The organism is Calothrix sp. CBUCES-K 9914 (genome assembly GCF_059640475.1).
Genome location: NZ_JBXXZH010000012.1, coordinates 43,617 through 55,677 on the forward strand (window position 1 = coordinate 43,617; position 12,061 = coordinate 55,677).

At 40.8% G+C, this 12,061-nt stretch carries 12 protein-coding genes and 1 tRNA gene; 7 read left to right on the forward strand and 6 right to left on the reverse strand.

What is annotated here, in order from left to right:
- Nucleotides 1-333: 333 nt before the first annotated feature.
- The 4 genes from AC2JBO_RS04490 (at nucleotide 334) to AC2JBO_RS04505 (ending at nucleotide 3,707) form a co-directional block, all read left to right on the forward strand.
- On the forward strand, nucleotides 334-888 hold the full coding sequence (locus tag AC2JBO_RS04490; protein ID WP_496952428.1) for a thioredoxin family protein: 555 nt from the start codon (nucleotides 334-336) through the stop codon (nucleotides 886-888).
- Nucleotides 889-987: 99 nt separating this feature from the next.
- Entirely contained in the window at nucleotides 988-1,716 is a 729-nt protein-coding gene (gene pyrH / locus AC2JBO_RS04495) for a UMP kinase (RefSeq protein ID WP_496952429.1), read from the forward strand.
- A complete protein-coding gene (gene frr, locus AC2JBO_RS04500; protein ID WP_496952430.1) occupies nucleotides 1,703-2,251 on the forward strand; it encodes a ribosome recycling factor in 549 nt (182 codons plus the stop codon). Before pyrH ends, frr begins: the two co-directional genes overlap by 14 nt.
- 337 nt (nucleotides 2,252-2,588) lie before the next feature.
- Entirely contained in the window at nucleotides 2,589-3,707 is a 1,119-nt protein-coding gene (locus AC2JBO_RS04505; RefSeq protein ID WP_496952431.1) for a geranylgeranyl reductase family protein, read from the forward strand.
- A gap of 773 nt (nucleotides 3,708-4,480) precedes the next feature.
- On the opposite strand, the gene AC2JBO_RS04510 is transcribed toward AC2JBO_RS04505, so the two are convergent.
- On the reverse strand, nucleotides 4,481-4,930 hold the full coding sequence (locus tag AC2JBO_RS04510) for an AbrB family transcriptional regulator (RefSeq protein ID WP_496952432.1): 450 nt from the start codon (nucleotides 4,928-4,930) through the stop codon (nucleotides 4,481-4,483).
- A gap of 1,227 nt (nucleotides 4,931-6,157) precedes the next feature.
- Between AC2JBO_RS04510 and AC2JBO_RS04515 the strand changes: the two genes are divergently transcribed.
- Entirely contained in the window at nucleotides 6,158-7,168 is a 1,011-nt protein-coding gene (locus AC2JBO_RS04515) for a succinate dehydrogenase/fumarate reductase iron-sulfur subunit (protein WP_496952433.1), read from the forward strand.
- Nucleotides 7,169-7,246: 78 nt separating this feature from the next.
- On the opposite strand, the gene AC2JBO_RS04520 is transcribed toward AC2JBO_RS04515, so the two are convergent.
- From AC2JBO_RS04520 to psbX, 4 genes are all read right to left on the reverse strand, one after another.
- Nucleotides 7,247-7,777 (reverse strand): TolB family protein, encoded by a 531-nt coding sequence (locus AC2JBO_RS04520; protein ID WP_496952434.1) that lies wholly within the window; start codon nucleotides 7,775-7,777, stop codon nucleotides 7,247-7,249.
- Nucleotides 7,778-7,819: 42 nt separating this feature from the next.
- The gene (locus AC2JBO_RS04525; RefSeq protein ID WP_496952435.1) at nucleotides 7,820-8,371 is read right to left on the reverse strand and encodes a TolB family protein; all 552 of its coding nucleotides are present in this window, start codon (nucleotides 8,369-8,371) and stop codon (nucleotides 7,820-7,822) included.
- A gap of 69 nt (nucleotides 8,372-8,440) precedes the next feature.
- A complete protein-coding gene (locus AC2JBO_RS04530; RefSeq protein WP_496952436.1) occupies nucleotides 8,441-9,400 on the reverse strand; it encodes a Ycf66 family protein in 960 nt (319 codons plus the stop codon).
- Nucleotides 9,401-9,641: 241 nt separating this feature from the next.
- Nucleotides 9,642-9,761 carry a photosystem II reaction center protein PsbX gene (psbX, locus tag AC2JBO_RS04535; RefSeq protein WP_496952437.1) on the reverse strand — a complete coding sequence of 40 codons (120 nt, stop codon included), beginning with the start codon at nucleotides 9,759-9,761 and terminating at the stop codon, nucleotides 9,642-9,644.
- Nucleotides 9,762-9,958: 197 nt separating this feature from the next.
- Here psbX and AC2JBO_RS04540 point away from each other — a divergent pair, with 197 nt between their 5' ends.
- The gene (locus AC2JBO_RS04540) at nucleotides 9,959-10,243 is read left to right on the forward strand and encodes a YggT family protein (protein WP_496952438.1); all 285 of its coding nucleotides are present in this window, start codon (nucleotides 9,959-9,961) and stop codon (nucleotides 10,241-10,243) included.
- 94 nt (nucleotides 10,244-10,337) lie between these two features.
- Here AC2JBO_RS04540 and accC read toward each other — a convergent pair whose 3' ends face one another.
- Nucleotides 10,338-11,678: an acetyl-CoA carboxylase biotin carboxylase subunit gene (gene accC / locus AC2JBO_RS04545; RefSeq protein WP_496952439.1), complete on the reverse strand. Its 1,341-nt coding sequence runs from the start codon at nucleotides 11,676-11,678 to the stop codon at nucleotides 10,338-10,340.
- Nucleotides 11,679-11,952: 274 nt separating this feature from the next.
- On the opposite strand from accC, the gene AC2JBO_RS04550 reads away from it, so the two are divergent.
- A tRNA-Leu gene (locus AC2JBO_RS04550) sits at nucleotides 11,953-12,033 on the forward strand.
- Nucleotides 12,034-12,061 lie beyond the last annotated feature (28 nt).

A 12,061-nucleotide genomic window follows, 5' to 3' on the forward strand; every position in this document is an offset into this window, starting at 1 on the left:
TCCGGAGATAGTATGTGTAATTTACGGGTAGGGGATGCCAGTGGGTAGTAGTGCTTTGCATAATGCAAGTTTCTCCTCCCTGATAGCGATTGACGCCGTGGCATAAGTTAACAATATTTTAAGACTTTATATTCACAAAATCAGAATATTCACAAAATCAGAGTAAACCGGAGAAAGAAGAATTTCAGTAGTTTCGCGGCGGTCGGTAGCCCAAACTGCTTTATAAAATGGTTCCATATCAAGCATTTACTGAAAAAGTGGTTTGTTTGATGCGTCGATTGATGTACTCATGAAACCAAGTTTTTGTTCCTAGTTCCTTGAAGCCAGGGGAAAATGAAAACGCTCTTAACAACTGATACTCCCATAGGAAGCTATGCACCAGATTTTGAACTGCCTGGAATTGATGGGCAGGTACATCATCTCAGCCGTTATTTGGAAAAGTTCCGCGCGGTCGGCGTGGTTTCGATGTGTAACTACTGCCCTTACGTCAAAAACTACCTGGAAAGGTTAAAACAAATCCAAGATGAGTTTTTTAGCTCTGGGTTTACGCTAATTGGTGTAAACGGCAACGCTGTTAACCAAGATTTGGTCGAAAGTTTTGACCAAATGAAAGCGTTTGCTTCACAGTACGAGTTAAATTTTCCTTATTTATGGGATTCAACGCAAGATGTGACGCGCAGTTTCGGCGCCATGAATACGTCAACGGCATTTCTGATAGACTTTGAAGGTCGAGTGCGGTATGGCGGTCAAATTGACGACAATCCAGAAAATCCCCAAGCCGTGCAGGTCAGGTATTTGAGGAATGCTATAGCATCGCTATTCAGTGATAATAATATAGAGATTACAGAAACTGAGCCTATCGGGACAGCCATTATTTGGCGTAATTAATTAAATAAATTTAGTGCAAGTAGAGACATATTGTCGCTGTACTGCTATCTTAAGTTGGAGGAAATTACAACTAACTTCTTTAAGATAGAACAAAACTTCATGGGTACACATTACCGACGGGTTTTACTTAAACTGAGCGGTGAAGCCCTAATGGGCAACATGGGCTATGGAATTGATCCCGAAGTGGTCAAGGATATAGGACAAGAAGTAGCAGAGGTAGTAGCCACTGGCGTTCAACTCGCTATCGTCGTAGGGGGAGGCAATATATTTCGAGGTGTCAAAGCCGCATCGGCAGGAATGGACAGAGCGACCGCTGACTATATTGGTATGCTTGCCACGGTAATGAATGCCATGACACTTCAAGATTCCCTCGATCGCATGGGAATACAAACGCGAGTTTTAACCGCTATTGCCATGCAAGAATTAGCAGAACCTTATATTCGTCGTCGTGCCATCCGTCATCTTGAAAAAGGACGGGTGGTTATTTTTGGTGCCGGTTCTGGAAACCCATTTTTCACCACCGATACTGCTGCTGCACTACGCGCGGCTGAAATTGAGGCAGAAGTCATTTTCAAGGCGACGAAGGTGGATGGTATTTATGATGCTGACCCGATGAAAGTACCTGACGCTAGACGTTATAATACTTTGACTTATAGTCACGTTTTGGCAAAAGATTTGCGAGTAATGGACAGTACCGCGATAGCCTTGTGTAAGGAAAACAATATTCCGATTCTCGTCTTTGACCTGAGTACTAAAGGTAATATTTACCGCGCGGTTGTGGGAGAATCTATTGGGACGCTTGTGGGAGGTTCTTGTGAAGTTAGCTGACGCTAAAAGTTCTATGCAAAAGACTGTTGAAGCAACACTGCGGTCTTTTAACACTATTCGTACTGGTCGTGCGAATTCGAGTTTACTTGATAGGGTTTCCGTTGAATACTACGGCTCACCGACACCCTTAAAGTCGCTTGCGAACATTAGTACCCCAGATGCAACAACGATTTTAATTCAGCCTTTCGATAGGAATACGCTGAATACGATTGAAAAGGCAATTTCACTGTCAGATGTGGGCTTAACTCCCAGTAACGACGGTTCTGTTATTCGATTGAATATTCCGCAATTAACAAGCGAACGGAGAAAAGAGTTTGTAAAAATTGCAGCAAAATACGCAGAAGAAGGGCGTGTTGCAATTCGTAACATCCGTCGTGATGGTATTGATTCAATTCGCAAACAGGAAAAAGCCTCCGAAATTTCTGAGGATGAATCTCGTGACCTACAGGAGAAACTACAAAAACTAACCGATGAGTATACTGGTAAGATAAATGATTTACTAGCAGAGAAAGAAAAAGACATTACGACTGTTTAAAGTTGGAAGAATGGTGAAAGAATGTTGAAAGAATGGTGCGTTACGCCACAAGTCCCTAATTTATGTAGATGATTTTTCTGGCGTAACGCACCCTACTCTTATTTAATAAAATTACCATTATCTTGTGGGATGGGCATCCCTGCCCGTCTCAATGTGTAATTTTATATACAAAAAACAGCAAAATCATAAACAGTTTTACAAAATTAGCGTAGCTCAGGGCGGGCAAGGATGACCACTCCACAAGATTCACTGTAGAACTGCTATATTACTCAAACATATTTTTAGAAATTAATAGAAATTAATTTAGATTACCAAGTTATAAGCGAGAATAAAGCCTATGTACGACTGTATCATTGTCGGCGCCGGACCTGCTGGTGGAACAGCTGCATATCATTTAAGCAAGCTTGGACGCTCGGTATTAATTTTAGAGAAAGAGTCTTTACCACGTTATAAACCTTGTGGTGGTGGTGTGTCACCTGCTATTGCCGAATGGTTTGATTTTGATTTTAGTCCTGCAATTTCGGTAAAAGCTGATACCATTCGCTGTACTTGGAAAATGCGAGACGTAATTGAGACAGAGCTTCAAACGCCTGAGCCGTTATGGCTAGTTCGTCGTGATATTTTTGACCATTTTCTTGTTCAACAAGCCCAAAGACAAGGAGCAGAGTTACGCGATAATACTGAAGTAAAAGGTATTGAGTTTCTAAGTGATTATTGGCAAGTTAATACTCCTAATGGACTTATTAATGGTCGTTATCTGATTGCAGCTGATGGCGCCAAAGGACCGATGGCAAAATGGCTTGGTTTTACAGAACGTAAACGCCGTTTAGCTGGCGCCTTAGAGGCAGAGGCAAAAGCAGTAGTTGCAAGAACTAATGTTATAGATATAGAATTCGGCATGGCTAAAAATGGCTATGTTTGGAATTTTCCCAAAGCCGACGGTTACTCAATAGGTGTGGGTACTTTCATTGGTGGTACTGCCCAAAACTTCAAAAAAATCTTAGATGAGTATGGTAAGAGTTTTAATCTAAAAGTTAGCGAATGCAAACAGTATGGTCATGCTTTATGTTTGTGGGACGGTGAACAAAATCTTCACACGACTAATGCTGTTTTAGCTGGTGAGGCTGCTTGTGTTGTTGATCCAATGACTGCTGAAGGAATTCGACCCTCCATTTTTAGCGGTGTAAAAGCTAGTCATGCGATTAATAAAGCTCTCAGTGGGGATATTAATGCACTCGAAAACTACTCCAAAGTTATGAATGAAGAATGGGGTAAAGATATGGCATGGGCAGCAAAAATAGCAAATCTTTTCTATCATTTCCCAATTGTTGGCTATAAAGTCGGTGTTAAACGTCCCAATGCCCCACAACTTATGGCTAAGATTCTTTGTGGACAACTACGTTACGCTGATGTTGCAGGTCGCGCGATTAAACGCTTAACCCCTTTCGCTGGTTAAATTCTTAATTTAATTGATCTATATATATCTGCTATACCCGTGTTCCCTACACGGGTATTTTGATTTTAGTGGTTTGTGTCAATAGTTTTGGTGTTTCTCTCTTCTTAATTCTTACGAGTGCGCCCTTTGCGGTTCGTTTTTCTAGCGCCACAAATTACCTAAATTAACAGATCAGCACTTAACTAAAAACCATACATTAACTTGATATTACACTGTTAATGAAAACAGAACTTACGATATTGTCACAATCAAAAGTCAGTGTATAACGCTTTTAGGTGCGTGACACCACTAATCACTGCGCTTCGTTTCACATTGATATGTGGTGTCACGCACCCTACGTTTTTTGTATATCAATTGCGTGAGTACAAAGCAAGTTTTGTAAAAGAATAGTTTTTATTTTTCAAGAGAATATTTAGCAAGGTTAAAAGTGATTTAAGTAATTCAATTAATGTCAAGTAACTAAAATCACAGCAGCTACGACTGACTGTAGCTGCTGGAAGTACCGAAAAATTATTAGTGCATGTGATTGTTCAGAAGCGATACTTTGATTCGTATTCGCTTCTTAAATTTGTAAACGATGATACTTAGTAATGGCTAATTAGTACAGCCAATTCAAAGTGCGTTAAATCAATCTTGAAAGTATAAGTCAAGTTGTTAAACGCTATTCATTGAAACTAAGATACCAACGATTCGGCAATAGGGCACCGTTTGTAACAAAATATTTTTGTTGTGTCAGTCACTCAAACGAGTTGATTCACCCTATTACAGAAAATTTACTCTTCGTCTTCATCTTCATCTTCATCTTCATCTTCGTCATCGAGATCCGAGTCCATGTCTAATTGAGAACTCTTTTTGTCGGCATCGACTTGAATTAGATGAATATGCTTGTATCCAAGTTTAATTTCAAACTCATCACCGGGTTCTAAGCCCATTGCCTTGGTGTATGTTGCACCAATAACAATTTGACCGTTTTGATGGACACTAACACGGTACGTAGGTTCACGACCACGACCATCTTTAGGAGATTCTGGACTTAAAGGAATTCCTCGAGCCGATAGTAAAGCGTCGTAAAAATCAGTCAAGTTAACTCGTACTTGACCACCTTTGGTGGTGGTGTAATAACCACATTGTTTAGCTCTTTCTCGCCGAGGTAAAGAAGAAAGTTCTTTAACTTTAGCAAGTAAGGCTTTTCCGGTTAATGCTGCTGTAGCTGTTTCACTCATTCGATTCAAATTATCCTCTTCGGTCTCCAAACGTTTTGACTTGGTAATGAAATACCTGGATTGAACCTTTTTAGATTTGCACGGCGTTGGCTCGACATCCTAGGTAATCGGCTTTCTGCTTGCTTATAACTTTTAAACTGCCGGAGCGAAGTGGGAACCCCACTACTTCAGGACAACTTAGAAACACAAGCAAGTTTGATTGTTTTGTAATTTTAGGACATTTGTAACCATCATTTACCACCGTAAATAGAATACTTTACTATTCTGGGCATTGATGTGACGGTTTGACTTCTAGCCGACTTTATATAAAGAGGCATTGGAAGAAAGTGAGGAGTTTTGAGCTGTTTTTCCTGAATTGCATCCGGGAAAAGTTGCTTTATGAAGTTAAATAGCCACTCGGCGTTCTACGACAATCAAGTTGTAGACTTACACAATCGCAGCCTTTAAATCAAAGCGTGACGTTTTGGTGCAACGAGTGTATGAGTCTTGGAATGAAAACATTCATCAACTCACTTGCTCGCTTGGGCGCATAGTATATATTGAGGGTATTGAGGTTATACACCTTTTTATCCTGCATGTAAAGACGATATTTTCACGTCTTTACAATACGAAGAATACAAAGCGGTAATAGCCGCACAGCTAAGGCGATTTATACTCCATTTGTCACTTCGTTATTTTATATTAAATACTAGCATGGACTAATAATAGCAAAATATTTGTTTAATTTTGAATTAACTTGCTATACAGTTAATATACAAATTTCTACCTTTAGGGTGAGTAATGGGGTACTCGATAAATTTTAATTCGATTCAATCGGGTCGTATATTTCGGCAATATTGCACGCGCGTACAGCTTCTTTGTTCTATATTGGTTGAGACGCGCTTTGTTTATAGATTTAACAATTCTATATAAACAAAAGTTACAAGAACGTGACAGGGCACCATTGTGTTGTTGGGACGACGAACTCTTCAAACCTTGTCTACGTTATATATGGGTGATAAGAGCAAAATATATATGAACGCCTCTAAAGACGAATTAAGTGTGTCGTTTGCTTATGATTTCTAAAATGTACTCTTCGTACAGGTACTACTGTCTGCTACTAAAAGGAGCTAGATTTTAGTGGTTATACTTGGAGCATGTCGCTTCCTCGTCGGAGCATGTCGATGGGATAAACGGGTGCCATGATTGTAATCAAGAAGTTTAAAACTGTAGATAGGATTAGTGGTGATGGAAGTTATTTTTAAAATTATTCGGCAAAAACCTAATCAGAAACCAACTTCACAGGATTATGTTGTGGAAGCTGAGGCTGGAAATACAATCCTCGACTGTCTTAATAAAATTAAGTGGGAACAGGATGGAACTTTAGCATTCCGCAAAAATTGCCGCAATACTATTTGTGGCAGTTGTGCCATGCGAATCAACGGACGTTCGGCTTTAGCTTGTAAAGAAAATGTTGGTAGTGAGATTGAGTTCTTAAAATCCTCCGATTCATACGCACCTCAAACAAAAAGTATAAGTTCAACACCAGAAATAGTAGTGGCGCCACTCGGTAATATGCCAGTAATTAAAGATTTAGTGGTTGATATGAACAGTTTTTGGGATAACTTAGAAGCTGTAACGCCATACGTGAGTACTGCTGGACGAAAAGTACCTGAACGTGAGTTCTTACAAACACCATCTGAACGCGCGCTTCTAGACCAAACAGGTAATTGTATTATGTGTGGCGCCTGTTATTCTGAATGCAACGCGCGTGAAGTTAATCAAAACTTTGTTGGTCCCCATGCGCTAGCAAAAGCATACCGTATGTTGGCAGACTCGCGCGATAACAATACAGAAAATAGGCTGGAAAATTATAATCAAGATAGTAAAGGTGTTTGGGGTTGTACTCGTTGTTATAATTGCAACTCCGTTTGTCCGATGGATGTAGCCCCCCTTGACCAAATTACTAAAATCAAGCAAGAAATTCTTGAGCGTAAACAAGATGATAGTCGCTCAATCCGTCACCGCAAAGTTTTAATCGATTTAGTGAAAAAAGGTGGTTGGATTGATGAGCGTAAATTTGGTTTAAGAGTTGTTGGTAATCAATTTCAAGACCTAAATGGTCTATTAAGTATTGTTCCTCTAGGATTGCGAATGCTCAAAAACGGCAAATTTCCTCTCAAGTTTGAAGCATCTGAGGGAACACAACAAGTTAGTTCTTTAATTGATGCTGTAAGAAAGGAAGAGGGAAAGAAGTAGGGTGCGTGACGCTATAATAATCGTGAAATAAAACCAATGATCTAGTAGCGTCACGCACCTTACTTACGAGCAGCGGAGTTATCTAGGGTCTTGGGGAATATTTAAGGGTTGTCCTGACGCGCGGTCATAAACTAAAATGTCCCACTGACCATTTACAGTAGTCTCAAAAGCAATCCTACTACCATCTGCGCTAATGGTAGGATTGCGAGTTTCTGCCTGCAAATTAGCCGTTAAATTACGTGATTGTCGCGTTTCTCTATCGTAAATAAATATACCTGACCTTCCTTGACGACTTGCTGTAAAAACGATGTAACGTCCATTTTCTGTGACGCTAGGATGTGAGGTAATAGTATCAAATGAATTTAAGCCAGGTAAATCTATTAGGAAGCGTGTGACTGTATCAAACATATACACATCTTGACTGCCTCTACGGTCACTGGTAAAAACAATGTATCTACCCGATATTTGTGGGTTTAATTCCGAAGCAAAACTATTTAAACTTCTACCGCCTGGATCGAAGGGATAACTTAATATACGTGGATATCCGCCACATCCACCCAAAAAGCTTAAGCTTAATAATATAGGTATAAGAGTATATTTACTAGTCATTAGTCAAGTAGGTTGATGTTGTGATAGTACATTGTTGTATCACTAGGGCGGATTAATTTGCGCCCCATTTGGAATATCTAGTTCAATATCTGGACCTCTGTCGAGTACTTCAATATCCCACTGACCACGAGCGCTTGTTTCAAATACTACATATCTTCCGTCTGGGCTAATATTTGGATTGCGTAACCAGCCGCGATAAATAGGCGTGAGAATTTGTGATTGCTGCGCTGCACGGTCATATAGTCCAATAACAGGTCTACCTTGATCACTTGTAATATAGGCAATATAGCGCCCAGTATAGCTGAGACTTGGAGTCTCAACTATTGTATTGGGTCGGCTTAAACGAGGTATGCGAACAAACTCTTGCTGTTGCAAATCGTATACCAAAAGTTGATGGGCGCCGCTACGATTCGAGATAAATGCCAAAAAACGCCCGTTACCGCTCAACGCTGGCTGTTCTTCAGTGAAGCGACTGTTGAGCGATGTCGGACCTAGGGGAATATTGTCAGAACTACAAGAACTAATCAAAGTTAAGCTAAAAATCAGACTCCAACGGATTTTGATTTGGAGCCATCTAGGTGTAAGTTTTTTCACCTGAACTATTTTCCATTGGGTTCACGCTCACCTATTTAAATATAAACAGGTTTGTGTAATCTAATATTATTAGCTCATTGAGATATCGTCGTCATCAAATTTACTTGGTCGCTCTGGCTTTTCTTTTGGTTGCTCAAGCGGCTTGTAATCTACGTAGTCAGTGTAATCTGCAGTTGGAATTGATTCGTCTAAATCGTTTTCTCGGCGTGGAGACTCAGAAGTTGGTCTTCTCCGTCTCGGTCTTGATGCTGTTTCATCTGTAGAACGAATTTCTGAACGCTCTGAACCGCTATTACTTCTACGTGATCTACGCTCTTCGGTAGCTGGGGTTTCCCAGTCTTCATTATTATTTTGTCGTGACAAGCTACTTGAGTTCCAATCGTCATCATCATATTTTGACACATTACGATCTTCTGTACGTGATGTGCGGCGCCGAGGTTTATCGGTAGTAGTATCACTTCTTTCGTTACTGCTACGACGTGATGTACGACGCGAAGAATTAACATCTTCTTGGTACTCATCGTAACCACTTCTAGGGCGTCGGTCTTCGCGACTACCTCGAATTCTCGGACGTTCCTGATATTCGTCCTCATCATCATAATAAGGAAGTGGTTCCAAATCCATGTTTACCCGCTCGGCTTTGGCGGGTCTTCGATCATACTTGTAGCTATTGCTTACAGGACGTTCATCGTCAACAATTGGAGTATTTCGCTTTGCTTGTTCGGTTGCAATACTCCGCAAACGAATACTCTCGTAAGCAAAAAATACTGTTGAACCTACTAGCATTAACTGACCAAACTGCAAAATCGGGTCTAGGCGCCAACCTTGAAATATCAATATAAAACCGCAAAGCAAACCAACTGCCGCGAAAAATATATCATGGTCGCGCGCTAATTCCGGTTTGACGTTGCGGATAAAATACAGAGCTGCCCCAGCCACAGCCAGGAATATCCCTAGAAAAGTGGCTGGAGTAGCGCCTACGTTCACCTGAGCCAGAATACTGGCTGAGTTCAGCCCAAAAATTAGCATTATCTTTTACCTAATCTCAAAATCTATCTTAGCGATTCAATATTAAAAACTCTACTGTAACAAGGCACAATAATAATTTAAAGCGGGCAAGCAGTATATAGTGTAAGGCTATTCAAATAAGCTCAGACACAGATATACTAGGACTTTTCCCCAATTCAAAGAGACGTTTCTCTTTCATCGGGGAAAAGTAGAATAGCTGGGGCTATAAATAGTTTACAGAGTCAATTTGACTCTTAAAACCCTAGTTGCGCTGGATTTTGTCCTTTTGGCTTACAAAAAGCAATCCCACTGTTGCGGGAATGACTACAATCGCTGTACCCCAAAGTAAGCTCCAAAGAAAATTTGATAAGGAAGCTGTCATAACCTTTAACCAACCTTTTTTTACACACTTAATAACAATTCTAATAGTCTATTACGTCCTTGAGAAGGAGTAAAAGAAATTAGTCGATACAAGTAAACCCCAAGCGCGCGTGCGCTAAAATTAGAGAAGTCTTAACAAAGCTTAACGACGGGGACGCCATAAATTGTATTCTTGTTTATTATCGCGAATGTTTACTTATGACACCTGTAGAGATTACAACGTTGATTCTTAGTCCACTGTTGGGACTGATGATTTTTCTGTTTATCTTCCGTATTGTATTGACGTGGTATCCACAAGTTGATTTAAAGCGGTTTCCATTTATTTTAGTGGCACTTCCTACTGAACCCTTTTTAATTCCCGCGCGTAAAATTGTCCCACCCATTGGTGGCGTCGATATTACCCCTATCATATGGGTGGGTATTGTTAGCTTGGTGCGCGAAATTTTACTTGGTCAGCAAGGTTTATTGACGATGATGTCTTAACATTGGGAGGCGCGGAGTTGTTAATTTGTAAGGTGCGTGACGCCACTAGATGATTGCTTCGTTTAAGAATTGTTGTAGCGTCACGCACCCTACTTTAAATCATTTCCTGTACAAAGTTGGTGTATACTTCACCTTTTATAAATTGGGGAGTTTCCATAATTTTTTGATGGAACCCAATAGTTGTGGGTAGTCCTGTGATGGCGCATTCACGCAGCGCGCGCTTCATTCGAGTTATTGCTGTTTGACGGTCGGGTCCCCACACTATTAACTTACCTATTAGCGAATCATAATAAGGCGGTATTTGATAATCTGTATAAACATGTGAGTCTATTCGTACACCTGGACCACCTGGCGGAAGGTAGCCACTAATACGACCTGGCGCCGGACGAAAGTCATGGTCTGGGTCTTCTGCGTTTATACGACATTCGATTGCATGACCACGTAATAGTATTTGGTCTTGTGTAAATTTTAATCTTTCCCCTTGAGCTACACGTATTTGCTCGACGACTAAATCAACACCAGTAATCATTTCTGTAACTGGATGTTCAACTTGAATCCGGGTGTTCATCTCCATAAAGTAAAATTGTCCCGAACGGTCGAGGAGAAATTCAATTGTCCCGGCGCCGCTATAGTTGATAAATTGTGCTGCTTTTATCGCTGCTTGTCCCATTTTTTCACGCAGTTCTGGGTCAAGTGCCGGACTAGGAGCTTCTTCTAATAACTTTTGGTTACGCCGTTGAATTGAACAGTCACGCTCAAACAAGTGTACTACGTTACCGTAATTATCTGCTAAAATTTGAAATTCTATATGACGAGGACGTTCCACGAATTTTTCAATATAAACACCAGAGTTACCAAATGCGGCGCCTGCTTCTCCTTGTGCGGCAAGAAATAACTTGACAAATTCACTTTCGGAGCGTACCAACCGCATCCCACGTCCACCACCTCCAGCAGTGGCTTTGATCATTACTGGGTAGCCTATTTTTTTTGCAATTGCTAACCCCTCTGCTTCTGACTCTACCAACCCATCACTTCCGGGAACAGTTGGTACAGAAGCACGCTGCATCGTTTCTTTGGCAGTTGACTTATCCCCCATTAACCGAATCGCTTCCGGTGATGGACCAATAAATGCTATCTTATGGTCAGTACAAATTTCCGCAAAGCGCGCGTTCTCTGAAAGAAAGCCGTAACCCGGATGAATCGCAGTTGCCCCACGAGTCAAAGCAGCCGCAATAATGTTAGGTATATTCAAATAACTTTTAGCGCTCGCAGGCTCTCCAATACAAACGGCTTCATCTGCAAGCTGTACATGCAGCGCATTGCGATCAACCGTCGAATGAACTGCAATCGTCGCAATCCCCATCTCTTCACATGCCCGGAGAACGCGCAAGGCAATTTCTCCTCGATTCGCAATTAATATTTTGTCAAACTTCATCTTTTAGATTTCAACATTATTGAATAAATAGACCTACACGCTTTCCACACAAGGTATGCGACTCAAGGGTTAATTCTAGATTATGACAGCATCTGAAATTTATGCTGTCTGCAAGAAAAAAAATTAAGAAAGCAAGAATTCCCACATTACCAGCATTTCAAAACCAAGCTGTAGCGCAAGTTATTTTCAGCTTCGCAAAAAATATCTTAAATTTTTGCCCACGCTATAGCAATTAGTATTACACTGTGTTATAGTCTCTATTGGAATGAAATAAGCGGATGTGGCGGAATTGGTATACGCGCACGTTTGAGGGGCGTGTGCCTTTGGCTTGCGAGTTCGAGTCTCGCCATCCGCATAAAACTATAGCGCGCTTAATAAAGCTA